The 25,210-nt window shown below is 41.6% G+C and carries 29 protein-coding genes, 5 tRNA genes and 1 pseudogene; 8 read left to right on the top strand and 27 right to left on the bottom strand.

Annotated features, from left to right (window positions below; genetic code table 11):
* Positions 1-30 precede the first annotated feature (30 nt).
* From rpoB to AC13CC_RS15900, 27 genes and pseudogenes are all read right to left on the bottom strand, one after another.
* Positions 31-3,840, bottom strand: a complete 3,810-nt coding sequence (rpoB, locus tag AC13CC_RS16030) for a DNA-directed RNA polymerase subunit beta (protein ID WP_326278849.1) — start codon at positions 3,838-3,840, stop codon at positions 31-33.
* A gap of 128 nt (positions 3,841-3,968) precedes the next feature.
* Positions 3,969-4,352: a 50S ribosomal protein L7/L12 gene (gene rplL, locus AC13CC_RS16025; RefSeq protein WP_014033483.1), complete on the bottom strand. Its 384-nt coding sequence runs from the start codon at positions 4,350-4,352 to the stop codon at positions 3,969-3,971.
* 55 nt (positions 4,353-4,407) lie between these two features.
* The gene (gene rplJ / locus AC13CC_RS16020) at positions 4,408-4,926 is read right to left on the bottom strand and encodes a 50S ribosomal protein L10 (RefSeq protein WP_326278848.1); all 519 of its coding nucleotides are present in this window, start codon (positions 4,924-4,926) and stop codon (positions 4,408-4,410) included.
* A gap of 23 nt (positions 4,927-4,949) precedes the next feature.
* On the bottom strand, positions 4,950-5,642 hold the full coding sequence (rplA, locus tag AC13CC_RS16015) for a 50S ribosomal protein L1 (protein WP_163626889.1): 693 nt from the start codon (positions 5,640-5,642) through the stop codon (positions 4,950-4,952).
* A gap of 20 nt (positions 5,643-5,662) precedes the next feature.
* Complete coding sequence (rplK, locus tag AC13CC_RS16010) at positions 5,663-6,100, bottom strand: 50S ribosomal protein L11 (RefSeq protein WP_293168614.1); 438 nt, start codon at positions 6,098-6,100, stop codon at positions 5,663-5,665.
* 67 nt (positions 6,101-6,167) lie between these two features.
* On the bottom strand, positions 6,168-6,719 hold the full coding sequence (nusG, locus tag AC13CC_RS16005; protein ID WP_014033479.1) for a transcription termination/antitermination protein NusG: 552 nt from the start codon (positions 6,717-6,719) through the stop codon (positions 6,168-6,170).
* Between the two features lie 12 nt (positions 6,720-6,731).
* Positions 6,732-6,920: a preprotein translocase subunit SecE gene (secE, locus tag AC13CC_RS16000; protein WP_293168616.1), complete on the bottom strand. Its 189-nt coding sequence runs from the start codon at positions 6,918-6,920 to the stop codon at positions 6,732-6,734.
* 94 nt (positions 6,921-7,014) lie between these two features.
* A tRNA-Trp gene (locus AC13CC_RS15995) sits at positions 7,015-7,087 on the bottom strand.
* Positions 7,088-7,159: 72 nt separating this feature from the next.
* Positions 7,160-8,347, bottom strand: a complete 1,188-nt coding sequence (gene tuf, locus AC13CC_RS15990; protein ID WP_163626893.1) for an elongation factor Tu — start codon at positions 8,345-8,347, stop codon at positions 7,160-7,162.
* A gap of 47 nt (positions 8,348-8,394) precedes the next feature.
* Positions 8,395-8,466 (bottom strand) — tRNA-Thr (locus tag AC13CC_RS15985).
* A 90-nt stretch (positions 8,467-8,556) separates the two neighbouring features.
* Positions 8,557-8,629 (bottom strand) — tRNA-Gly (locus tag AC13CC_RS15980).
* Positions 8,630-8,707: 78 nt separating this feature from the next.
* Positions 8,708-8,790, bottom strand: a tRNA-Tyr gene (locus AC13CC_RS15975).
* A 23-nt stretch (positions 8,791-8,813) separates the two neighbouring features.
* Positions 8,814-8,887 (bottom strand) — tRNA-Thr (locus tag AC13CC_RS15970).
* A gap of 101 nt (positions 8,888-8,988) precedes the next feature.
* Positions 8,989-9,291, bottom strand: a complete 303-nt coding sequence (gene hpf, locus AC13CC_RS15965; RefSeq protein WP_293168620.1) for a ribosome hibernation-promoting factor, HPF/YfiA family — start codon at positions 9,289-9,291, stop codon at positions 8,989-8,991.
* Positions 9,292-9,345: 54 nt separating this feature from the next.
* Positions 9,346-10,236 carry a tyrosine-type recombinase/integrase gene (locus AC13CC_RS15960; protein ID WP_482876321.1) on the bottom strand — a complete coding sequence of 297 codons (891 nt, stop codon included), beginning with the start codon at positions 10,234-10,236 and terminating at the stop codon, positions 9,346-9,348.
* A 97-nt stretch (positions 10,237-10,333) separates the two neighbouring features.
* Positions 10,334-10,528 (bottom strand): 30S ribosomal protein S21, encoded by a 195-nt coding sequence (rpsU, locus tag AC13CC_RS15955; protein WP_090299076.1) that lies wholly within the window; start codon positions 10,526-10,528, stop codon positions 10,334-10,336.
* Positions 10,529-10,621: 93 nt separating this feature from the next.
* Positions 10,622-11,791: an acyl-CoA dehydrogenase family protein gene (locus tag AC13CC_RS15950; RefSeq protein WP_482876320.1), complete on the bottom strand. Its 1,170-nt coding sequence runs from the start codon at positions 11,789-11,791 to the stop codon at positions 10,622-10,624.
* Positions 11,792-12,380: 589 nt separating this feature from the next.
* Complete coding sequence (locus AC13CC_RS15945; RefSeq protein ID WP_482876319.1) at positions 12,381-12,653, bottom strand: hypothetical protein; 273 nt, start codon at positions 12,651-12,653, stop codon at positions 12,381-12,383.
* A 19-nt stretch (positions 12,654-12,672) separates the two neighbouring features.
* Positions 12,673-14,736 (bottom strand): amino acid carrier protein, encoded by a 2,064-nt coding sequence (locus tag AC13CC_RS15940; RefSeq protein WP_482876318.1) that lies wholly within the window; start codon positions 14,734-14,736, stop codon positions 12,673-12,675.
* Between the two features lie 85 nt (positions 14,737-14,821).
* The gene (locus AC13CC_RS15935; RefSeq protein ID WP_326278843.1) at positions 14,822-15,829 is read right to left on the bottom strand and encodes a potassium channel family protein; all 1,008 of its coding nucleotides are present in this window, start codon (positions 15,827-15,829) and stop codon (positions 14,822-14,824) included.
* Positions 15,830-15,831: 2 nt separating this feature from the next.
* Positions 15,832-16,059: a PspC domain-containing protein gene (locus AC13CC_RS15930; RefSeq protein ID WP_014033469.1), complete on the bottom strand. Its 228-nt coding sequence runs from the start codon at positions 16,057-16,059 to the stop codon at positions 15,832-15,834.
* A 130-nt stretch (positions 16,060-16,189) separates the two neighbouring features.
* Entirely contained in the window at positions 16,190-16,387 is a 198-nt protein-coding gene (locus AC13CC_RS15925; RefSeq protein ID WP_326278842.1) for a DUF2851 family protein, read from the bottom strand.
* Positions 16,384-16,515, bottom strand: coding sequence for a hypothetical protein (locus AC13CC_RS15920; protein WP_482876332.1), 132 nt, complete (start codon positions 16,513-16,515; stop codon positions 16,384-16,386). Before AC13CC_RS15920 ends, AC13CC_RS15925 begins: the two co-directional genes overlap by 4 nt.
* Positions 16,469-16,743 (bottom strand): annotated as a pseudogene (locus tag AC13CC_RS15915) (DUF2851 family protein). Before AC13CC_RS15915 ends, AC13CC_RS15920 begins: the two are co-directional and overlap by 47 nt.
* Positions 16,744-16,764: 21 nt before the next feature.
* Positions 16,765-17,076, bottom strand: a complete 312-nt coding sequence (locus AC13CC_RS15910) for a rhodanese-like domain-containing protein (RefSeq protein ID WP_293168633.1) — start codon at positions 17,074-17,076, stop codon at positions 16,765-16,767.
* Between the two features lie 80 nt (positions 17,077-17,156).
* The gene (locus AC13CC_RS15905; protein ID WP_326278840.1) at positions 17,157-17,789 is read right to left on the bottom strand and encodes a thioredoxin family protein; all 633 of its coding nucleotides are present in this window, start codon (positions 17,787-17,789) and stop codon (positions 17,157-17,159) included.
* A gap of 6 nt (positions 17,790-17,795) precedes the next feature.
* Positions 17,796-18,350 carry a TlpA family protein disulfide reductase gene (locus AC13CC_RS15900; protein WP_482876317.1) on the bottom strand — a complete coding sequence of 185 codons (555 nt, stop codon included), beginning with the start codon at positions 18,348-18,350 and terminating at the stop codon, positions 17,796-17,798.
* 134 nt (positions 18,351-18,484) lie between these two features.
* Here AC13CC_RS15900 and AC13CC_RS15895 point away from each other — a divergent pair, with 134 nt between their 5' ends.
* The 8 genes from AC13CC_RS15895 (at position 18,485) to AC13CC_RS15860 (ending at position 25,205) form a co-directional block, all read left to right on the top strand.
* Positions 18,485-18,931, top strand: coding sequence for a MarR family winged helix-turn-helix transcriptional regulator (locus tag AC13CC_RS15895; RefSeq protein WP_326278838.1), 447 nt, complete (start codon positions 18,485-18,487; stop codon positions 18,929-18,931).
* 5 nt (positions 18,932-18,936) lie between these two features.
* Positions 18,937-19,569, top strand: coding sequence for an NAD(P)H-dependent oxidoreductase (locus AC13CC_RS15890; RefSeq protein WP_482876316.1), 633 nt, complete (start codon positions 18,937-18,939; stop codon positions 19,567-19,569).
* A gap of 41 nt (positions 19,570-19,610) precedes the next feature.
* Positions 19,611-20,183, top strand: a complete 573-nt coding sequence (locus AC13CC_RS15885) for a YceI family protein (RefSeq protein WP_326278836.1) — start codon at positions 19,611-19,613, stop codon at positions 20,181-20,183.
* A 240-nt stretch (positions 20,184-20,423) separates the two neighbouring features.
* Entirely contained in the window at positions 20,424-21,821 is a 1,398-nt protein-coding gene (locus tag AC13CC_RS15880) for an anthranilate synthase component I family protein (RefSeq protein ID WP_482876314.1), read from the top strand.
* A gap of 2 nt (positions 21,822-21,823) precedes the next feature.
* Positions 21,824-22,390 (top strand): anthranilate synthase component II, encoded by a 567-nt coding sequence (locus tag AC13CC_RS15875; protein WP_482876313.1) that lies wholly within the window; start codon positions 21,824-21,826, stop codon positions 22,388-22,390.
* A gap of 194 nt (positions 22,391-22,584) precedes the next feature.
* Positions 22,585-23,580 (top strand): anthranilate phosphoribosyltransferase, encoded by a 996-nt coding sequence (trpD, locus tag AC13CC_RS15870; RefSeq protein WP_482876312.1) that lies wholly within the window; start codon positions 22,585-22,587, stop codon positions 23,578-23,580.
* A gap of 83 nt (positions 23,581-23,663) precedes the next feature.
* Positions 23,664-24,449 carry an indole-3-glycerol phosphate synthase TrpC gene (trpC, locus tag AC13CC_RS15865; RefSeq protein WP_482876311.1) on the top strand — a complete coding sequence of 262 codons (786 nt, stop codon included), beginning with the start codon at positions 23,664-23,666 and terminating at the stop codon, positions 24,447-24,449.
* A gap of 54 nt (positions 24,450-24,503) precedes the next feature.
* Positions 24,504-25,205: a phosphoribosylanthranilate isomerase gene (locus AC13CC_RS15860; RefSeq protein ID WP_482876309.1), complete on the top strand. Its 702-nt coding sequence runs from the start codon at positions 24,504-24,506 to the stop codon at positions 25,203-25,205.
* The last annotated feature ends 5 nt before the right edge of the window (positions 25,206-25,210 follow it).

Genomic DNA, 25,210 nt, shown 5'->3' with positions numbered 1-25,210 from the left:
GGTGATGATATAATTAATGTATATAGTATTCTATTCTTCCAATCGGATATCCAAGCCCAAACCTTTAAGTTCGTGCATCAATACGTTGAAAGATTCTGGTAACCCAGGTTCTGGCATGGTCTCACCTTTAACGATGGTCTCATAGGTCTTGGCCCTTCCGATAACATCATCCGACTTAACGGTCAATATTTCTCTTAGGGTAGATGATGCGCCGTAAGCTTCCAATGCCCAAACTTCCATCTCTCCAAAACGCTGACCACCAAACTGTGCCTTACCACCCAATGGTTGCTGCGTGATCAATGAGTATGGTCCAATAGATCTTGCGTGCATCTTATCATCTACCATGTGACCTAGTTTCAACATGTAGATAACCCCAACGGTTGCTCGTTGATCGAAACGCTGACCTGTTCCACCGTCATAAAGGTAGGTATGCCCAAATCTTGGCACGCCTGCTTCATCGGTAAGCTTGTTGATCTCATCCAATGAGGCTCCATCGAAAATCGGAGTCGCATATTTTTGACCCAATTTTTGTCCGGCCCAGCCCAATACGGTTTCATAAATCTGACCAATGTTCATCCTTGACGGTACACCAAGTGGGTTCAATACAATGTCCACTGGGGTTCCGTCTTCCAAGAATGGCATATCCTCTTGACGAACGATACGTGCAACAATACCTTTGTTACCGTGACGACCTGCCATTTTATCACCTACTTTAAGCTTACGCTTTTTGGCAATGTAGACTTTGGCCAACTTCATGATACCTGCTGGAAGCTCATCCCCTACGGAGATTGTAAACTTGTCCCTTCTTAGGTTACCCTGAATATCGTTCAATTTGATTTTATAGTTGTGCAATAAGTCGGCAACCAAAGCATTGGTAGCGTCGTCCGTTGTCCAGCTTCCGCCGACCAAGTGAGCGAAATCGTCAACGGCGTTCAACATTTTAATGGTGTATTTCTTTCCTTTTGGAAGTACTTCTTCACCCAAATCATTGATTACGCCTTGTGATGTTTTCCCGCTGATCAAACTGAACAATTTCTCAATCAATTCGTCTTTCAGTTGTTGGAATTTCACTTCGTAGTCCATTTCCAATCTGGCAATGGCTTCTTTATCTTCGGAACGTTTTCTCTTGTCCTTAATGGAACGCGAGAACAATTTCTTGTCGATAACCACACCTCTCAACGATGGTGAAGCTTTCAATGAAGCATCCTTAACGTCACCTGCTTTGTCACCAAAGATGGCACGCAACAGTTTTTCTTCAGGAGTTGGGTCTGATTCTCCTTTTGGAGTAATCTTACCGATCAAAATATCCCCTGGTTTCACTTCGGCACCGATGCGGATCATACCGTACTCGTCCAAATCCTTGGTAGCTTCTTCGGATACGTTTGGAATATCGTTGGTCAATTCCTCTGCACCCAATTTGGTATCCCTTACTTCCAAAGAATACTCATCAACGTGGATGGAGGTAAAGATATCTTCACGAACAACTTTTTCAGAGATCACGATTGCATCCTCAAAGTTGTATCCTTTCCAAGGCATAAAGGCGACCTTCATGTTTCTACCCAAGGCCAATTCACCTTTTTCGGTAGCGTAACCTTCGCAAAGCACTTGACCTTTTTTCACTTTGTCGCCTTTTCTTACGATGGGCTTCAAGTTGATGCTGGTCCCTTGGTTTGTTTTTCTAAACTTCACCAATTGGTAGGTCTTCGAATCATCGTCAAAGCTTACCAAGCGCTCTTCTTCGGTCCTTGTATATTTTATGGTGATTTTCTGTGAATCCACATATTCCACAACTCCATCTCCTTCGGCATTGATCAATACTCGAGAATCTGTAGCTACTTGTCTTTCCAGACCTGTACCTACAATTGGAGAATCTGGTCTCAACAATGGAACTGCTTGACGCATCATGTTCGATCCCATCAAGGCACGGTTCGCATCATCGTGCTCCAAGAAAGGAATCAAGGATGCGGAAATGGATGCAATCTGGTTCGGTGCAACATCTGTGTACTTCACCTCTGTTGGATCCACAACTGGGAAATCGCCTTCTTCACGGGCAATTACCTTTTCTCTTTCAATAGTGCCATCTTCTGCCAATGGAATGTTGGCTTGGGCAATCTTCATTCCTTCTTCTTCCTCTGCACTTAGGTACATGTGGTTTTTAGTGTCCACTTTACCATTCTCTACTTTACGATAAGGAGTTTCCAAGAAGCCCATATTGTTCACCTTGGCAAATACGGACAATGACGAGATCAAACCAATGTTCGGTCCTTCAGGTGTCTCAATCGGACACAATCTTCCGTAGTGTGTATAGTGAACGTCACGCACCTCGAAACCTGCTCTTTCTCGGGAAAGACCACCTGGTCCCAATGCGGATAATCTTCTTTTGTGTGTAATCTCTGCCAACGGGTTGGTCTGATCCATGAACTGGGACAACTGGTTGGTTCCGAAGAAGGAGTTGATCACAGATGACAATGTCTTCGCGTTAATCAAATCTATCGGGGTAAACACCTCGTTGTCACGAACGTTCATACGCTCACGGATGGTACGTGCCATACGCGCCAAACCTACACCAAATTGTGATGACAATTGCTCACCTACGGTTCTTACACGACGGTTGGACAAGTGATCGATATCATCAATCTCTGCTTTGGAGTTGATCAACTCGATCAAATATTTGATGATAGTGATGATATCTTCCTTGGTCAAAACTTGTTTGTCCATTCCGATATCCAAGCCCAACTTCTTGTTCATTCTGTAACGACCTACCTCACCTAAGTTGTAACGTTGGTCAGAGAAGAACAATTTATCGATAATACCACGAGCTGTTTCCTCATCTGGCGGCTCGGCATTACGCAATTGTCTGTAAATATGCTCTACCGCTTCTTTTTCAGAGTTGGTAGGGTCTTTTTGCAAGGTGTTGTGGATAATGGCGTAATCGGATTGTGCATTGTTCTCCTTGTGAAGCAAAATGGTCTTCACGTCGGCATCAATGATTTCATCGATATGCTCTTTTTCCAAAACGGTATCACGATCAAGTACAATTTCGTTACGTTCGATGGAAACCACTTCTCCTGTATCCTCGTCCACGAAATCCTCATGCCATGTGTTCAACACCCTGGCTGCCAATTTACGGCCCAATACTTTTTTAAGTCCGGTCTTAGAAACCTTTACTTCTTCCGAAAGGTCGAATATTTCCAAAATATCCTTGTCCCTTTCAAAGCCGATGGCACGGAACAAAGTGGTTACCGGTAATTTTTTCTTCCTATCAATGTAGGCATACATCACCGAGTTGATGTCGGTGGCGAATTCAATCCAAGATCCTTTGAAAGGAATTACCCTGGCTGAATACAATTTTGTTCCATTTGCGTGGAAAGACTGTCCAAAGAAAACCCCTGGAGATCTGTGCAACTGGGATACTACAACGCGTTCTGCACCGTTGATCACAAAAGTTCCGCTAGGAGTCATATAGGGGATAGTTCCCAAATACACATCCTGTACGATAGTTTCGAAATCCTCATGTTCCGGATCGGTACAGTACAATTTTAAACGTGCCTTTAAAGGTACGCTATAGGTAAGTCCACGCTCTATACATTCTTGGATGGAATATCTTGGTGGATCAATGAAGTAATCCAAAAACTCAAGTACAAACTGGTTTCTGGTATCTGTGATTGGAAAATTCTCCATGAAGGTGTTGTAGAGACCTTCGTTTCCTCTTTCGTCAGATTTAGTTTCAAGCTGGAAAAAGTCTTGGAACGATTTTATCTGAATGTCCAAGAAATCCGGATATTCCGGTATGTTCTTAGCGGATGCGAAATTAACTCTTTCAATAGTGTTTGTGAACATCTATGGACAAATTTTGATCGTGAATACTATGTGGGTTCGTGTACGGCTTTATACACTCCTTATATAAATAGGCTAAGGTCTAACCAAAAAATGGAAAGACCTTAACCAAGTTCTTATGGGAAAAGCGATTATTTAAGCTCAACTTCTGCTCCTGCTTCTTCCAATGATTTTTTGATACCTTCTGCCTCATCTTTGGCAACACCTTCTTTAACAGCTTTTGGTGCGCTGTCTACGATTTCTTTAGCGTCTTTTAGTCCAAGACCGGTCAATTCCTTAACCAATTTTACGACTGCCAATTTAGAACCACCGGCAGCTGTAAGGATTACATCAAATTCTGATTTTTCCTCAGCAGCTTCACCTTCGCCTCCACCAGCGGCAGCACCACCGGCAACGGCTACTGCAGCAGCAGCAGGCTCAATACCATATTCTTCTTTTAAAATGTCGGCCAATTCATTTACCTCTTTTACTGTAAGGTTTACCAACTGTTCTGCAAAATCTTTTAAATCTGCCATTTTTCTATCGTTTAATAAAAATGTTTAAAAATATACTTAGTTTATTGTGCGCGAATTATTCTTTCTCAGAAAGGGTTTTAAGGATACCTGCCAATTTACCACCTCCGGACTTAAGTCCAGAAATAACGTTTTTGGCCGGTGATTGTAACAATCCGATGATATCCCCGATAACTTCCTCTTTGGACTTGATGTTAACAAGTGCATCAAGGTAGTTGTCCCCGATATAAATTGCCTCAGCTATAAAGGCGCCTTTCAATACGGGCTTTTCTGATTTTTTTCTAAAGTTCTTGATAAGTTTCGCAGGTGCGTTCCCTGTTTCGGACAACATCAAGGATGTATTGCCTTTCAACACATCGGGAAGTTCGCCAAATTCCTTATCAGAAGCTTCCATTGCTTTTGCAAGCAAGGTGTTCTTTACGACCGCAAGCTTAATGTTCGCCTTAAAACACGCTCTTCTTAAATTAGAGGTGTCCACGGCATTCAACCCTGATATATCCGCCAAGTAAATGTTGGGATTATCAGTCAACTGTGCAGTCAAGTCTTTTATTACTGTTGCTTTTTCTTCTCTTGTCATAGTTAAAAAAATTGAACTACCAGTTATTGAACTGCTTTTGGATCTAATTGAATACTAGGACTCATGGTACTGGACAAGTAAATACTTTTCATGTACACACCTTTTGCAGCAGATGGCTTCATTTTTACCAAGGTATCTATCAATTCCCTAGCATTTCCCGCGATTTTGTCCGCAGAGAAAGAAGCTTTTCCTATTGCAGCGTGCACAATACCTGTTTTGTCCACTTTAAAGTCTATTTTACCGGCCTTAACATCGGATACTGCTTTGGCAACATCCATAGTTACGGTTCCGGTCTTTGGATTGGGCATTAAACCTCTAGGTCCCAAAATTCTACCTAATGGCCCCAATTTACCCATAACGCTTGGCATAGTGATGATTACATCAACATCGGTCCAACCGCCTTTAATTTTCTCCAAATATTCGTCCAACCCTACAAAGTCAGCACCAGCTTCTTTAGCTTCTGCTTCTTTGTCTGGAGTCACCAATGCCAAAACTTTTACGTCTTTACCCGTTCCGTGAGGAAGGGTGACAACGCCTCGCACCATTTGATTTGCTTTTCTTGGATCTACACCCAAACGAACAGCCAAATCAATGGAAGCGTCAAATTTTACATTGGTTATTTCTTTTACTAAAGCTGATGCCTCTTCCAAGGAATAGAGTTTGTTCTTATCTATTTTGGATTGGGCTTCTTTTTGCTTTTTAGTCAATCTTGCCATTTCTTAATTGCTTTAAGATTTTAAAAAGGTCTCTGTCCGGCTATTTTCAAGCCCATAGATCTTGCAGTACCTGCAACCATACTCATTGCAGATTCTACGGTAAAAGCATTTAAATCCACCATTTTGTCCTCGGCGATTGCTTTTACTTGATCCCAGGTTACTGAACCGTTTTTAACCCTGTTAGGTTCGCCAGATCCTTTTTTAATCTTAGCCGCTTCCATCAATTGAACTGCCGCAGGTGGTGTTTTTACAACAAAATCGAAAGATTTATCCTTGTAAACGGTGATAACAACCGGCAATACTTTGCCTGGTTTGTCCTGTGTACGAGCATTAAACTGCTTACAGAACTCCATGATGTTAACACCAGCAGCACCTAAGGCGGGTCCAACCGGTGGCGATGGGTTCGCAGCACCTCCCCTAACTTGTAATTTAACTACCTTATCTACTTCTTTTGCCATTGTTTCTAATTAAATTTAAAGTGTGTCAATTGGAAGCAACACAGCTTTATATATGTAACAGCTCTTGTTATACTTTTTCTACTTGCATATAGCTAAGTTCCAGTGGAGTTTTTCTACCAAAAATCTTCACCATAACCTCCAGCTTACGCTTTTCCTCATTGATTTTTTCAACAGTTCCATTAAATCCGTTGAAAGGTCCATCAATAACCTTAACCGTTTCTCCCAACACAAATGGAATCGCAACATTGTCTGTATTTACAGCCAACTCGTCCACTTTCCCTAGCATACGGTTTACTTCGGATTTCCTTAAAGGAATTGGGTCTCCACCCTTAACTTCGCCCAAGAAACCGATTACATTGGTAATTGAACGAATGATGTGAACCATCTCCCCTCCAAGATTAGCCTTTATCATGATATATCCGGGAAAGTACACACGTTCTTTGTTGATTTTCTTTCCGTTTCTGATCTGAACAACTTTTTCGGTAGGAACTAGAACTTCTTCAAGGTAATCGCCAAAACCTGCGCGCTCTACCTCACTTTCTATATAGCCTTTGATCTTGTTTTCTTGACCACTGACCGCTCTAACCACATACCATTTCTTTTCAAGTACCTCAGACATATCGACCGATCTTTATCCTATTAACTTATCAAAATACAACGTAATCAAGCTACTGAACAAGGAATCCACCCCCCATGTTGCCAAGGCAAACAAGATGGAGAAAACAGCTACAATAACCATTAGATTGGAAGCTTTTCCTTTTTCCAACCACGTAACATTGTTCTTAAGTTCTTCTAATGATTCCTTTATGTAAGTGACCATGATTTTTTATGTATTATTCTTGCATGCTTCGACTGCGCTCAGCACAGGCTTCAGAGAGATATTCATCCCGTCACGCTAACGTCTTTTCTTTTTGCACGGGAGGAGAGACTCGAACTCCCGACACCTGGTTTTGGAGACCAGTGCTCTACCAACTGAGCTACACCCGTTTATAATTACACTGAAAGGTATCCCGAGAAAATCGGAACACCCTTGAGTGCAATTTTATTATAAAATGAATCTTAATCTAGAATCTCAGTAACCTGACCGGCACCTACTGTCCTACCACCCTCACGGATAGCGAAACGTAGACCTACACTACAAGCTACAGGCTGGATCAAATCCACGGTAATTGTCAAGTTATCACCTGGCATTACCATCTCAACACCGTCAGGCAAGTTAATGTTACCAGTAACGTCGGTAGTTCTCAAGTAGAACTGAGGACGGTAGTTGTTGTGGAATGGTGTGTGACGACCACCTTCTTCTTTTTTAAGAATATAAACCTCAGCTTTAAATTTAGCGTGCGGCTTAACAGAACCTGGCTTACAGATAACCATACCTCTTTTGATATCAGATTTCTCGATACCTCTCAAAAGAAGACCTACGTTATCACCAGCTTCACCTCTATCCAAAATCTTACGGAACATTTCAACCCCTGTAATAGTGGAAGTCAATTTCTCAGCACCCATACCGATGATATCAACAGGGTCACCTGTATTGGCAACACCAGTTTCGATACGACCAGTAGCAACAGTACCCCTACCTGTAATGGTAAATACATCTTCAATTGGCATAAGGAAGTCTTTGTCAACTTCACGCTCGGGCTCCTCGATCCACTCATCAACAGCTTTCATCAACTCCATAACTGTGTCAACCCACTTTTGCTCACCGTTCAAAGCACCAAGTGCAGAACCAGCGATAACAGGACCATTGTCACCATCGTACTCGTAGAAAGAAAGCAATTCCCTAACTTCCATTTCAACAAGTTCCAAAAGCTCTTCATCATCCACCATGTCGACTTTGTTCAAGAAAACAACGATACGTGGAATACCAACCTGACGTCCCAATAGGATGTGCTCACGAGTTTGTGGCATTGGACCATCCGTAGCGGCCACAACCAAGATAGCACCGTCCATCTGAGCAGCACCAGTAACCATGTTCTTTACATAATCCGCGTGACCAGGACAGTCAACGTGTGCGTAGTGACGGTTTTCTGTTTGGTACTCAACATGTGAAGTGTTGATTGTAATACCTCTTTCTTTTTCCTCAGGAGCGTTGTCAATAGAATCAAAGCTTCTTGTTTCAGACAAACCTGCGTTGGCCAATACAGTGGTAATAGCAGCGGTCAATGTAGTTTTACCGTGATCCACGTGTCCAATGGTACCAATATTTAAGTGCGGTTTGGAACGATCAAAAGTTTCCTTTGCCATTTTAAATAATTTTAATCTTAGTTTATATTAGTGTACAAATCGTTTTGAGCCAATGACGGGATTTGAACCCGTGACCTCTTCCTTACCAAGGAAACGCTCTACCCCTGAGCTACACCGGCCTATGGGTTATCAGGTTTAGAGTTTAAAAGTTACAAGTCTAGCTCGTCAAAACTTCAACCTTCGTCTTGAAATCAAAGTTTCAAGTTTAGAGCGGGAGACCGGGTTCGAACCGGCGACATTCAGCTTGGAAGGCTGACGCTCTACCAACTGAGCTACTCCCGCATTTTTATGGATTTTCATCCAAAGATTCCATTATTTCAAAAAACCTTCTTTCCCGGTTGTTCCGACGAACAACTTTTGTGGGGGGAGCAGGATTCGAACCTGCGAAGGTAAAAACCAACAGATTTACAGTCTGTCCTCGTTGGCCGCTTGAGTATCCCCCCGCCTTAATTTTCAGTAACTTACGAGCCGATAGAGGGACTCGAACCCACGACCTGCTGATTACAAATCAGCTGCTCTAGCCAGCTGAGCTATATCGGCATTTCACCGCTTTTTACTCACTAAAAAAGCCCGCTATTTCTAACGGACTGCAAATGTATATATTTATATTTTAATTCAAAATAAATTTTGAAAAATTTTCATCACGCCTTCGCCCTCAGTTTTTCCTTCTTTTTCACCAACTGCCTTTCCAAGGAACTACAGGCCGAATCCACAGCCTCTTCAAACGACTTACATTGTTTTTTTACCATGAATTTGTCCCGAGGGACAAACACCATGATTTCCACGATCTTATTTTCTTTAGCACTTGTGTTTTCAACTTTTAAATATACATCCGATTCAATGACCTTGTCATAGAACAATTCCATCTTGTCCATTCGTTTTTGGACAAAGTCGAGGAGTTTTCCATCAGCTGTAAAATTTACCGATTGTGCGTTTACTTTCATAAGACGAAGTTTTTAGTACTGTCCAGGACAGTGAAGTTAAACAATACAAGAATTTTATTTCTTGTTTCTTGGATGGGCTTTTTGGTGTACTTTTTTTAGCTCGGCAATACTGTTGTGCGTGTACACTTGCGTAGATGCCAAACTGGAATGACCCAATAATTCCTTTACGGAATTTAAATCCGCCCCCCTATTGAGCAAGTGTGTTGCAAAGGTGTGTCTGAGTATATGCGGACTCTTTTTCACCTTGGGGGACACCAAACTAAAATACTTATTTATGGTACGATAAACAAGTGTTTCATAAATTTTAAGACCTTCTTTTGTTAATAGCAAATATGTGGAATCCGATGCGTTTTCAAGTTCGGAGCGCTTGGTCAAATAGTTTTTTATCTGCTCCATAGTGGCTGGCAACAAGGGAAGAATACGTTCTTTGTTCCGTTTGCCCAAAACTTTTAATGTATGGCCGGAGAAGTTTACATCCGTCACCTTTAAATTTACCAATTCGGCCCTTCGCATGCCGGTGGTGTACAAAAGTTCTATAATGAGTTTATCGCGCTCCCCTCCAAAATCTTCATCAAAAGGAATTTTGGATAAAATAGTTTCCATCTCCGTTTCAGAAAATGGAACCTCTACTTTTTTATTGGTTTTAAGCGCCCTATGTTTTACCAATGGGGAAATGACAATATCTCCCACCTTCAATAAAAATTTATAGTAGGCCTGCAGTGAAGATATTTTTCTGTTGATGGTTCTATTTGAAATTCCTTGGTCGGACAAGTGGACGATCCAATTTCGAATCAATGGATAAGAGACGTTTTCCAGATTGATCTCCCCATGATGCTCCCTGCAGAAACTGGAGAAGGCGTCAATATCCTTTTCATACGCTTTTACGGTATGTTCGGAGTAGTTTTTCTCCAACCTTAAATAGGATATAAATGCTGATACGGACATATATCAAAGGTAGCAATTACGATTGGCCTATAGCTAAAACGAAAAATCCCGCTCCAATATTGGAACGGGATTAATATATTATGCAAAAGCGATAGCCCTATACTTCTTCTTGATCCCTAAGACCCTGAATGTACTGTGCTTTTTGAATTTGCGCTCTACGCTCTACAGAAGGTTTGGTAAACTGCTGTCTTGACCTTAACTGACGCATGGTACCTGTTCTGTCGAACTTACGCTTAAAACGCTTTAAAGCTCTATCGATGTTTTCTCCTTCTTTTACTGGTATAATTAACATGGGCTACAACCTCCTTTCTTTTAGAATTTTGGAGCGCAAATATACAAATGATATTCAACAGTTAAAGAAATATTTTATTTTTTTGACAATCTCTTACACCGTTCGCTTCTTGTACTCCTTTTTATCTACAATAATTTTGGCCAAAATCTCCTTTAAAATCTCCGAAGTACCGCCACCAATGGGCCCCAACCTACTATCTCGGCTCAAACGTGCCATAGGGTAATCTTCAATATAACCGTAGCCACCCAAAAATTGAAGACAGTTGTAGATTACCTCATCTGCCATTTTGGTGGACTTTAATTTGGAAATGGTGGCTTCTTTAACAACATACGCACCTTTTTCCATTTGTGCCACTGTGGCATAATTGAATTGTTTGCACATCAACATATCCGAATACAGGTCCACCAGCCTATGCCTCAAAGCCTGAAATTGGTCTATGGTTTTGCCAAACGCTTCGCGCTCGGACATATATTGCAACGCATAATCCAAGGCAAACTCGGCCCGTGCATGCGCATTGATGCCCATTACCAAACGTTCCAAGGAAAAGGCCTCCATAATATAACCAAAGCCTTCGTTCTCCTTGCCCAACAAATTGGAGGCAGGAACCTCTACATTATCAAAGGCCAATTCTGCTGTGTCGGAAGCACGCCACCCCAACTTGTTGAGCTTGCTGGCGGTAACACCCTTCGCATTCCTATCCAAAACAAACATACTGATACCCTTGTGACCAGCATTCTTGTCTGTTTTGGCAGCGAGAATAATGTAATCGCCGTAAACCCCGTTGGTAATAAAAGTCTTGGAACCGTTCACTATGTAGACGCCATCTTTTTTTTCTGCCGTGGTGCGCATGGCCGCAACATCGCTGCCCCCAAAAGGTTCCGAAACTCCCAAACAACCAATTTTATCACCGAGCACACTAGGCTCTAGATAAGCTTTCTTTTGCTCATGATCTGCCAGTTTGTTCAAATAGGTCATGGCCAAGTATTGATGCGCCCACATGGCAGCGGCAAAACCACCTGAATTGATCTTTTGTAGCTCTTCCAGAAAAATAGTGGTATAAAACAGGTCCAGGTCCAAACCCGAATAAGCCTCGGAAGTCATTAGCCCAAAAAAGCCCATCTCCCCAAACTTGTTCCAAACAGCCCTATCAATCTTTCCTGTGTCCTCCCACTCTTCAATGTGGGGAACCACTTCTTTTTGTAAAAAATCTTTTAAACTCTCCCGGAACAAATTATGCTCTTCCGTGAAGTACATATCAATCATACCACCTTATTTATAAGGACAAATATAAGGCTATTCTATCTAGTTTTTCGGTTGGAAATTTATTGCATTTACTCAATTCTTGAAATGATTTGCAGACACCGTTCCTGTCGCTATGGGCAACAATGTCAAAAGCCAATGACCTACTGATAACTCAATTGGGACAGCTCGGCTGCACCAGCCTTGTTCACATTTATTTTTTGTATCGGTGGAACCTCCAAAACCTGAAACCAAAGCAACACTTTTTCCCCACATCCGTTTTTAGACCATAAACATCATAAAGCTGTTCTTTCACCAGAAAACCACCCAATCTGTCCCGGAACTTTGTGACTCTTTCCGATAATATTCCCCAATACCATAAATTGATTTCAACTCTTCGGCAGAAGCCAAGTTGATATCCTTCACCTTGATTTCTTTCTCTGTTATAGGTCTTTTTTTTGATGATTGATTGATTTGTTGTGACCCAATCCGGAAACTTAAAATAGGGTGAACTTTGATTCAACAACGAATCCGATACCTGGGTAACAGTTTGAAACTCCTTGGCCGAATTCACGAACTTGCTCCCTTCACGAAAAGCAAACAATCTGTCCAATTACGAAGTGGACAACCCCAGTGTATACCCTTTATAATCTGTAATATAATTGGGGTTGAAGGGATAAGTTTTTACGGATACCTCAAGCTGATGGTTTTTAAGACTATCCATCTTGCTCTGCTCCTCTGTATCGAGAGCAAAATTGCTTTCCCGTTGAGATGGACTTGCTTTTACATGGTAGCACCCACCTTGAAGCACAGTCGTTATCAATAATAAAAAGAAAATCCCACTCCGTTCTTGTTTATTGAATCTGAAGTGGGATTGTTTTCCCATAATATGGTTATGCTAAAACTTAACTTTTAGCCTTTTTAAAGAGTTGACCGACTTTTAATTTCTGTAAATAGCCATCCAGATCTTTACGCACTTCACCGGACATGATGTAGAGTCCAATAATGTTCGGGAAGGACATGGCCAAGATCATCATATCGGAAAAGTCCAGCACGGCCCCCAAGCTTACGGAAGCTCCCACGACCACAAATACCAAGAACAGCATTTTATAGATCATTTCGGCACGCTTGCTCTTCCCAAAAAGATATGTCCATGCTCTCATTCCATAATAGGACCAAGAAATCATGGTTGAAAATGCAAAAAGGAACACTGCCAAGGCCAACACATAAGGGAACCAAGATATTTGGCTACCAAAAGCATCGGAAGTCAGCTGGGCACCGGCCATTCCTTCCACCTCGTGCATTCCGGTAAAAATCAAGACCAAGGCCGTAAGGGTACAGACCACCACCGTATCGATAAACGGCTCCAATAAAGCAACAAAGCCTTCTGATGGTGGATGATTGGTCTTGGCGGCACTATGGGCAATGGCTGCGGAACCCACACCGGCCTCATTGGAGAAAGCTGCCCGTTGGAACCCAACCACCAAAACACCTATTATACCTCCTTTTAAGGCCGAAGGGTTCAATGCCCCTTCAAAAATGGCTGTAAATGCAGGGCCAATATTTTGTATGTTCATTATAATGACCGCCAAGGCAGCTACAATGTAAACAGAGGCCATAATTGGCACTATCTTACCTGTTACCCTAGCAATACTACTGATTCCGCCAATGATGACCACACCTACCAAAATAGCAGTAACAACACCAAACCAAAATCCGTTGCCCGCCAAAACAGGAAACTGTCCTGCCAATTGCTCGAAGGACTGGTTGGCCTGGAACATATTTCCACCTCCAAAGGAAGCTCCTACAGCAAGCAGTGCAAACACTCCTGCCAATACTTTACCAAATCCTTTAAGGTTTCTTTTTTCAAGACCATACCGCAAGTAGTTCATAGGACCACCGAACACGCGCCCATCAGGAAGTATGTCACGATATTTTACGCCAAGGGTGCACTCCACAAATTTGGAGGACATTCCCAACAAACCACAGATAATCATCCAAAAAGTTGCTCCTGCTCCCCCTAAAGAAACGGCAACAGCAACACCTGCAATGTTTCCAAGACCTACGGTACCAGAAACTGCAGTGGCCAACGCCTGAAAGTGGGTTACTTGCCCTGGTGCATCAGGGTCGTCATATTTTCCTTTGGCCAGATCAATTGAATGCTTAAAGCCACGGATGTTGATGAATCCCATTCGGAGGGTAAAGAACAATGCCCCGAACACCAACCAGATTACAATAAAAGGAATCCCTTTGATAATTGGGTCGCCATTGGGATGCAACATTGGGATGGGTTCGTCATACTCGATTTCAGCAAAATAATGCGCTCCCTGCTCTATAACATGCTCCGGGTTCTGGGAGTTATAGATTACTCCCCCTTGTTTCACCTTTTGCAAGAGTTTTCCTTTGGCGTTGGATTGTATGGTTATCTCACCTCGTTTGTCACTGGATATAATGGCAATATCCTCGCCTTTGGCAACACTTGCCTTTTCTTCTTTGAGCCATTCCTTAAGTACAAATTTGTCCTGGGTTTCATTGCTCCAATCCGGGATACCAATCAGTTTTACATCGGCGTAGGCCACAGGATCGTATATTCCAATGGCGGCAAAGGGGTCCCAAAAAAGAACAGACCCCAAAGCACTTACTGCCGGGGTCATGGTTCCGTTGAAAACTTCAGTGATCGATTCTGTCTCAATTTCAAACTCCTTTGTAACGGAATTGCCTGCAGCATCTGTTACAACTACACTATATGGTATTCCTTCCACCAGCCCTTGCGCCCTTTTTGATGTGAGCGGCGTATTCTGGTTGCTCCATTTATAGGTATAGGGTTCGACCCCACCATCAACTTCAAGTTCTATGACCCCATTATTTATGTTATCGGAGACGTTATAAGTTTTGCCCACTACGGTCAATTCTTGTGAAAAACCTGTGGTTAGTGCAAAAAATGCCAATAGAGTAATAAAATACTTCATATATTGAAATTAGTTAGTTTTTGGTACGGTAAAGGCAGCAATATCTAAAAAAAATTCAACGCTATCAAATTTTATGTTTTTTTAACTAACCTATCTGGAACATTTGATTTAATTTACGTATTTGCTCCGGTCTTCCCAAAACAATCACCTTACTTTTTGGCTGTAATGCCATATCTGCCTCTGGATTGATGATATATTTTCCGTTCGGGTCTATGTAACCTATAATTGTACAGCCCGTTTTTCTTCGCAAGTCCAAATCCCTAAGGGAGCTACAGTCCATTTGACTGGTGAAGTCCTCGATTTCAACCTCTTCTAAATTTGTAGTATGTTCCCCTTCAATGGAGAGTTGATCTAAAAATGTGATCAAGTCGGGCATTACTACTAAAGAAGCCATATGGTCCCCACCAATTTTATCGGGCATAATTACTTTGTTCGCCCCAGCAAATTCCAGTTTTTTTATAGAAGTGACCTGAGACGCCCTACTTATTATGAACAGATTCTTGTTGAGCTGCCTTGCGGACAGTACTATAAAAAGGTTGGCCGCATCGTCGGGCACGGCGGTGATTAAATACTGTGCGCGATCGATACCGGCTTGCAGCAGCACCTCGTCCTCATTGGCATCGCCCTCCACAAACAACACATCATCTTCGTGCCTTTCAATGATCTCCTTATCTTTTTCAATAACAACAAAAGGCTTTTTGTAGGCAATCAGTTTTTCGGCGGCCTGCATGCCGTTTCTACCAAAACCGCAAACCACAACATGGTTTGAAAGACTATCTACTTGCTTCTTCACTTTTCTCTTTTTTAGTAGTTCCAGCGAATTCCTTCCCAAGATATACTCCGAAACCACAGAAATGGCAAAACCGAATATAAAAACACTGGTGACGATTAAAAATACGGTAAAAATCTTTGCATTGGCATCCAACGGCCTCACCTCCGAAAAGCCTACGGTAGTTACCGTAATAATGGTCATGTAAATGGCCTCTATCCAAGTAAAATCGGACAGCATTTTATAACCGAACACCCCAAACAAGAGCACCACAACCATTAAGGAAAGTGCCAATACTATTTTGGAGCGCATCAGTCTAATCATGATCAGAGGTCAAATACAGAGGTTCTTTTTGTATAGATCAGGTCCTTGATCCGAAGCCAGAATGCAATAAAAAGGTATAGGGCAAAACCAAAACCCAGGGTAACAAAGGTTAAATAGATAAAGCTTGTGCGCACCACACGGGCCCGAATGCCAAGCCGTTCCGCTATGCGCCGACAGACCTCAAAGCCTCTTTTTTGAAAGTAGTAAAGGGTATTGTAGAACAAAGACATGGCTAAAATTATGTATTTCTATTCAATAATTGTGTACCAATGGCGCATTGTATGCATTTATTTTTGGAGCAGTAATTAGTATAGAGCTCCAACTTTGCTTGACTTTCCAAAGCATTTTGTGTTGTTGGGCCTATTTTATCAAAATTTTTATGATGGAATTGTCTTCCCTGTCCAATTGCGAAACCCTAATAGTGGGAAAATTCAGTGGCCACAAGCCAAAAAACTCAGGTTTTGATAGATTCTCGGTCAAACCAAACTTACTGCACAAGTAGTTATATTCTTTTTTGAGTTGGAGACAATAGGAGTCCGAACAATCGTCAATATTCAAAAGTTCAAAAGCTGATTGGAAACATATTGTTGCACTTCCAAGGTGGGAATTTGGGAACCATCTTTTCTAAAAACAGCAATGTCATCCTCCCAAAACAACATGGAGAATGACATTGTCGTAATTTTCATCCGTTTTATGATGATGCACATACCAATCGGAAGATTTCAAGTGCATCTCCACATTACCGGCCCATAGCTGACCGTCGATTTCTGCCTTGGCATTAAAAAAACGGGGTCTGCATACCTGTTTTGGATTCCCGTGGCCTTGATTGCGATGGCTTCGCCCTTACCGGCACACAGCTGTTTTGTTGGAAGCTTGTTGTGCTTCCAAATAAAATAAAGTAGGTCTTCTCGCATTGATTTGGGATAAATGGAGGCTTATTCTGCTACTTCGCCTTCCCACTCCATAAAGCCACCTTCCAAATTATATGCATTCTCGATCCCGATACTGTTCATTATGGCGCAGGCTTGTCCGCTACGGTTTCCTGATCGGCAGTAGACATAAAAGTTTTTGGACTTGTCCAGTTTTTCCACCTCGTCCAAAAATTCTTGACCCAAATAAATATCGATGTTCGTTGCTCCGGGAATGTATCCTTCTTCCACTTCTTCGGGGGTACGTACATCCAAAATAAAGGCGTTGTCATCATTTTCCAATTGCTCCGCCCATTCTTCTTGTGATAGATCTGACATTTTTTTCAATTTAAATTGGTACAAAAATAAAAATCCGAAGCATTACTCCGGATTTCTGGTTGTTTTATTTTTATCGTGGCTTATCTTATACCACATCCAATGGCTTTTGTCGTTGTAGGATTGATTTCATTACCTTCCAACATGGCGTCCACAGCATTTTCTACAAATTTTTCATCTACTTGCGAGGCATCTTGGTAATTATCATCAATGGCTCCAATATATTTTACCATATTTCCTGAATCTACTTTTTCCAACAAAAAAACGTGTGGGGTTCGAGTTGCTCCGTATTGGGGATATACTTTTTGCCCTTCATCGAACAAATAAGGAAAAGTGAAGCCTTTTTCGCCTGCGCGCTCTTTCATTTTAGCAAAACTGTCGCCGGGTTTGGCACTTGGGTTGTTCGGGTTAATGGCAATTACGGGTACCCCTTGGGGTTTATATTTGGTATCCAATGCTATTATCCTGTCCTCGTAAGCTTGCGCATACGGGCAGGTATTACAGGTAAAGATCACCAAAAAGCCTTTGGCCTTATCAAAATCTGACAAGGACACCATGGTTCCGTCCACGTTTTTCAAGGAGAAATCGGCAGCCATATCCCCAACTTCATAACCATTGTCCAAATTATGCTCGGTCGCGGCCTTGAATCCCATGGCAAAGGCCGCTACAAAAATCAACGCCAATGCCGACCATCCTAAAATCTTTGTTTTTTTCATAGTCGATTAGTTTATGAATGTATTCAACTCTTCGTTCAGCTCTTCGTACGTGAAACCACGTTCGTAAAAAGTTCGTTTGTCCTTATTATATATTAAGGTAGCAGGAATACCTCCGCCCCACTCTTCGGAAACTTTTGGAATCCAATCATTTTGTTTTGGGTCATCAAGTATTACCACTTCCGATTGGATTCCTTTATTTTCCACATAAGGCTCCAAGCGACTCTTCCACATATTGGGCATATCCAAATTTACCAATATCACTTTTACATTATTGTCCTTTTGCTCAGCATGCACCCTTTCAAAATAGGGCATTTCTTTAATACAAGGCTTACACCATGTGGCCCAAAAATTAATTATGTAGGTTTTATCATCTTTCTTGTGCAACAAAGGCTCAAGCTCTTTAAAGTCATAAACAGGGAACTTAACGGCTGCGGTCGCAATATCTTCTTGCGCAACAGTTACTGTATCAGCTTTTTCTGCCACTTCTGTATCTTTCTTTTTCTTTTCGGTACATCCAAAAAAAATAAAAACCATCAACCCTAAAGCAAATAACCTATTCATTATGTGAATTTTACATATTTAAAAATACACACTGTAAATGCATTTTTTTATTCTTTAACAAAAATTTATCGGTATAATATTTGGTTCATCACCAAAAATCGATATACATTTGTATATACAAATATTGTTTATACATGAATGTGGAAGAAATTATTAAGACAACCCAAAAATTGTCCTTGGAAACCAAGACCATTATCCACATGACATTGGTTCATAACAAGAGTAATGAAGCCTTTGCCTCTGCACTGAAGCCCTTCGAGATTTCCATGCAACAATTTAATGTTCTTAGAATATTGAGAGGACAGAAAGACAAACCAGCCAACCTGTCCACTTTAAACGAGCGTATGGTAACCAAAATGAGCAATACCACTCGTTTGGTAGACAAATTGATCACCAAGGGATTTGTAAACCGATCGGTGTGCCCTTCAAACAGACGAAAAGTTGAAATTACCATAACAGCATCGGGGTTGGAGGCACTTTCTAAAATGGACAAGGCCGTCTCGGAAGCAGAAAATGATATTGTAAAAAACCTCAACAAAGAAGATTTGGAACAATTAAATCAACTATTAGATAAATTTTAGATATAATGAGCAACATTTTAGAACATAGAACATGGCGTTATGCCACCAAAAAATTCGATACCACAAAAAAGGTATCGGACGAAGATCTGGAAACCCTTTTGGAAGCTACACGATTAAGTGCTTCCTCCTATGGATTGCAACCCTACCATGTTATTGTGGTATCTGACCAAAAAGTCAAGGAACAATTGAAACCTGCTTCGTGGAATCAATCACAGATTACAGATGCATCTCACATTATCGTATTTGCTAATGCCACTGAGTTCGGGGAGGAATTGGTCGACGACTATTTGGCCAATGTGAGTGAAACCAGAAATATCCCCGAGGAAGGATTAAAAGGATATTCCGACTTTATGAAATCCAAATTGATAGATCTTCCAACAGAAACTAAAAGCAATTGGACCGCTAGACAGGCATATATTGCTTTCGGCAATTTGATGCAGGCCGCGGCGGAATTAAAGATCGACACCTGCCCCATGGAAGGTTTTGAATCTGACAAATACAATGAGATTTTAGGACTAGAGGATAAAAACCTCAACGCAGCAGTTGTTTTGGCCGTGGGTTATCGTTCCGCAGAAGATGAAACACAACATTTGCCCAAAGTGAGAAAATCCAAAGAAGAATTATTTACGCTTATATAAATTTTAACCCTTAACAATTAAAACAGAAATTTAACACAATCATGAAAAAGACAATTTTAAGTTTAACATTGGTCACCCTATTTAGTGCCTCTGCCATTGCCAACCCAATCGAAAAAGAAACCAAAGAAGTAAAAACTTCTGAAAGCACCGTAATCTGGAAAGGTTATAAAGTAGGTGGTTCCCACAATGGAACCATCAGCCTTGAATCTGGTACTCTGGAATTTGACGGTGAAAAATTGGTTGGTGGTAACTTTGTAGTGGATATGTCAAGTATCAACACCCAAGATTTGGAAGGTGAGTACAAAGACAAATTGGATGGGCACCTTAAGTCCGACGACTTTTTCGGTACTGCCGACCACCCGACCGCCTCATTGGTTTTCACTAAGGTGAAATCAACAGGGAAAAATTCATACGAGGTAAAAGGAGACCTTACCATTAAAGGTACTACCGAGCCCATAACTTTCGATGTTTCCGTTTATGGGGACAAAGCAACTGCTACGTTGAAAGTGGACAGAACCAAGTACGATGTAAAATACGGATCTGGGATTATTGGTACCGCCAAGGACAAATTGATATATGATGAATTTGATTTGGTAGTTGACCTACAGATGTAATCAACACCAGTTTAGTGTGTGAAAATCCCGTCCTAGAAATTCTTGGACGGGATTTTCTATTTTAAACAAAACATTGTTGTCCCGTTAAAAATTCCTCCCTATATTTGAACCAATGATTAACGGAACAGTAAATATCTGGTGGTGGACAAACTTACGTCGAATGTCGTGAGCTAAGTCCCCATTATTATCATATAAGAGGCTTGTCATCGCGACAAGCCTTTTTCATTTTATAGAGCTAATATGAAATACGAATTAAAAACACATTACAAAAAAATTCTCGCGGACACCATTACGCCCGTGAGCGTTTACCTAAAAATCAGGGACAAATTCCCCAACAGCATCCTTTTGGAAAGTAGCGACTACCATGCCAACGACAACAGTTTTTCGTACATCTGCTGCAATCCCATTGCCTCCATTAAAGTAGCTAACGAAATTATTTCCCAAGAGTTTCCTGATGGCACAAAAGAAGTTACCAAAATTACACCTGACACCGATGTAACAGAAGTAATCCACAACTTTAGCAAGCAATTTAAAACGTCGCAAAACGGTTTTAAATTTATTTACAACGGACTGTTCGGGTATATGGCCTACGATGCCGTCCGCTATTTTGAGGATGTAGCAATATCCAAAAAGGATGATTCTGCCAATATTCCCGATATTTACTATGCGGTGTACCAGAACATCATTGCCATCAATCATTTTAAGAATGAAGCCTATTTGTTCGCGCATTGTTACAACTCAGAAAGCAATGTGGATGAAATGGAGCAGCTTTTTAATGTACGCACCTTTTCATCATACAATTTCAACAAGGAAGGAGCACCAGAATCCAACCTTAAAGATGAAGATTACAAGGAACAAGTGGAGTTGGCCAAAAAGCATTGTCAGCGAGGTGATGTTTTCCAGTTGGTACTTTCCAGAAGATTCAAACAAAAATTCAAGGGAGATGAATTCAATGTTTATAGAGCACTGCGTTCCATAAATCCATCCCCATACCTATTCTATTTTGATTACGGTGACTTTAAAATATTCGGTAGTTCTCCGGAAGCGCAGCTTATCGTAAAAGAAGGCAAAGCCGAGATACACCCCATTGCCGGGACCTATAAACGTACCGGCAACGATGAAAAAGATGCTGAACTGGCAAAAAAATTGGCACAGGACGAAAAAGAAAACAGCGAGCACGTAATGTTGGTGGATTTGGCTCGAAACGACCTCAGCCGCAACGGAAATACCGTAAAAGTGGAAACTTATCGAGAAGTACAGTATTTCTCCCACGTCATCCATTTGGTGTCCAAAGTAACCGGGCAAAAGAAAAAGAACAGCACCACCATGAAGGTAGTCGCCGACACCTTCCCGGCAGGAACATTGAGTGGAGCGCCAAAACATATGGCCATGCAGCTCATTGAAAAATACGAAAAAACGGGTCGTTCTTATTATGGTGGGGCCATCGGGTTTATGGATTTTGAAGGCAATTTTAACCACGCCATTATGATCCGAACCTTTTTGAGCAAGGATCACGAACTGTATTACCAAGCTGGAGCAGGTTTGGTAGCTGCCTCCAACCCGGACGATGAACTCCAAGAAACCTACAATAAATTGGGCGCATTGACCAAAGCGCTGGAAATTGCCGAAACAATCTAAGCATGGAAAGAAAGATTTTAATGATAGACAATTACGATAGCTTCACCTACAACTTGGTGCACTATCTGGAGGATTTGGATTGCGAGGTTACCGTAAAACGGAACGACCAACTTACTTTGGACGAAGTAGAACCCTTTGACTATGTGGTTTTGTCTCCTGGACCAGGAATTCCCGATGAAGCAGGACTTTTGAAGGAAATTATAAAAACCTACGCCCCCACCAAACGTATTTTTGGGGTTTGCTTGGGGCTGCAAGCCATAGGCGAAGTGTTCGGAGGCACATTGGTGAACTTGGACCAAGTTTATCACGGAGTGGATACCACCATAACCGTCACTAAAGACGACCCTATTTACAAGGACATGCCAAAAACGCTTCAAGTGGGAAGGTATCATTCTTGGGTAGTTGATACTGATTTGCCGGAGGTATTGGAGACCACTGCGGTGGACGGGAACGGACAAATTATGTCCCTTCGACATAAAGAATACAAGGTGACCGCTGTACAGTTTCATCCAGAATCGGTTTTAACACCCGAAGGAAAACAAATGCTAAAAAATTGGTTGGAAAGCTAGGGATATGTCATTCCTGCAAAAAACAGGAATCCAAAACAAAAATGAAACTGGTTCCCAAATTAAATGCGGAATGACAGACCGAGCAAAAACGAGTGTCTTTCCCACGAAAGTGGGAATCCAAAATAATAACAAATAGATTCCTGCTGGAGTTTGTGCCGAGCAAGGCCGACGTGCAGGATTGACAAAGAAGAACAATGAAAGAGACATTAAATAAACTCATCAATCACGAAATTCTCCCCAAGGAAGAAGCCAAGCAGGTTTTGGTAAACATTGCCAAAGGAGAATACAACACCTCACAAATTGCGGCTTTCCTCACCGTGTACATGATGCGGAGCGTGACCATTGAAGAACTGGAAGGCTTTCGCGATGCCCTTTTGGAACTTTGCTTGGCCGTTGACCTTGCTGAATACGACCCAATCGACCTGTGCGGAACGGGCGGTGACGGCAAGGATACTTTCAACATTTCCACTTTGGCCTCTTTTGTGACAGCCGGAGCTGGAATTCATGTGACCAAACACGGAAATTACGGGGTTTCCTCCAAATGTGGTAGTAGCAATGTAATGGAATTCTTGGGCATCAAATTCAGTAATAAGGCTGATTTTCTAAAGAAAACCATCGAGGAAGCTGGTATTTGTGTATTGCACGCCCCACTCTTCCACCCCGCCATGAAAAATGTGGCTCCCATCCGAAGGGAGTTGGCGGTGAAAACATTTTTCAATATGTTGGGACCTATGGTAAACCCTGCATTTCCAAAAAATCAAATGGTAGGAGTATTTAATCTGGAATTGGCCAGAATGTATGGATACCTCTATCAAAACACAGATAAAAAGTTCACCATCTTAAATGCGTTGGATGGGTATGATGAAATCTCGTTGACGGGTGACACCAAGACCATTTCCAACAATACCGAAGCCATATTGAAGCCTACTGATTTTGGAGTGGATAAAGTTTCACAACAAGATATTGTCGGTGGTGAAGATGTGGCCGATTCGGCTCAGATATTCATGAATATTTTGCAAGGAAAAGGCACCGATGCCCAAAATAACGTGGTTTGCGCCAATGCAGGGGTAGCCATTGCCACCGTGAAGGGCATTACCCCAAAAGAAGGTTTTGAAAAAGCAAAGGAATCGTTGCTTAGTGGCAAAGGTTTACAAGCTTTAAAAAAAATACAGGAATTGAGTAAAAAGTAAAAACAAGCTAATTGTCGTTCCTGTGAAAGGAGGAGTCAATAAAAAAATAGATCCCGCATCAGGTGTGGGATAACAAAAACAACATGAACATACTAGACAAAATAGTAGCCGATAAACGCCAAGAAGTCGATTTAAAAAAATCGCTGATCACCCTGACCCAATTGGAGGCCTCGGTAATGATGGAGCGCACCTCCGTCTCCTTGGCAGAAGTATTGCGTAAGAGCAACTCGGGCATTATAGCCGAACACAAACGCCGTTCCCCTTCCAAATCCGTTATCAACCAAAATTTGAGCGTACAGGACGTAACCAAAGGGTATACCGATGCAGGGGCCTGTGGCATGTCCGTACTTACCGATGGCAAATACTTTGGAGGCTCGTTGGATGATCTGGTTCTGGCAAGGGCATCCACCAACATTCCCATTTTGCGAAAAGAGTTCATCATAGATGAATATCAAATCGTGGAAGCCAAAGCTTACGGTGCAGACGTAATTTTGTTGATTGCTGCTATTTTATCCAAAGAAGAAATAAAAACCTTGTCCAAATTGGCCAAAGATCTAGGACTGGATGTATTGCTTGAAGTACACAACGAAGAAGAACTTGAAAAGTCCCTAATGCCTAGTTTGGACATCTTGGGAGTAAACAACCGCAACCTCAAAACTTTTGAAGTTGATTTGGACATCAGCAAATCATTGTCGATTAAAATACCTGATGATTTTGTGAAAGTCTCCGAGAGCGGCATTAGTTCGGTTGAGGCCATTCGGGATTTAAAAGCGTTTGGCTATAAAGGCTTTTTGATCGGGGAAAATTTTATGAAGACGGACAATCCGGGTGAAAATGCAAAAAAATTTATTGATAAGATAATCGTATAAACGATATTTCGACGACGACCAATCTGATAGTTCGAAAGAGCAAAGAACAGCACTATGAAACTAAAAATCTGCGGCATGAACCACAATCCAACCGAGGCGGCAAAATTGCTGCCCGATTATTTGGGGTTTATTTTCTGGGAGCCATCCTCTCGATATTTTTCGGGAGAAATGCCAGTATTGCCCAGTTCCATTAAAAAAGTGGGCGTTTTTGTGGATGCGCCTTTGGAAGAGGTTTTGGAAAGAGTAAAGAAGTATGAATTGAATGCTGTGCAACTCCACGGGAAGGAAAGTGCCGAGTATTGCAAAGCATTAAAAGACAGCTTTCTGTCATTTCGAGCGCAGTCGAGAAATCAAAAGGAATCAAACGAAAATGTGGTCTCGACTGCGCTAGACCTGACAAAGCTGAAGATTATTAAAGTATTCTCCATCAAGGATGATTTTGATTTTGATCTATTGAAAGATTATGAAGAGGATTGCGATTATTTTCTTTTTGACACCAAAGGAAAGCTTCCGGGCGGCAATGGCTATGCGTTTGACTGGTCGGTTTTGGAAAACTACCCATCCAACAAACCCTACTTTTTAAGTGGTGGCATTGGATTGGATTCCAAAGAAAAATTACAAGAGTTTTTAAACAGTCCAGCTTCCAAAAACTGTTTCGCCATTGATGTGAACAGCAAATTTGAACGAGCACCCGGATTAAAAAATATAGAAGACTTAAAAATATTCATTGAATCGCTAGAGAGCGGTCGCAACTAAAAAAA

The organism is Flagellimonas sp. L-11 (genome assembly GCF_056857735.1).
This window is presented reverse-complemented; position numbering and strand designations above follow the sequence as displayed.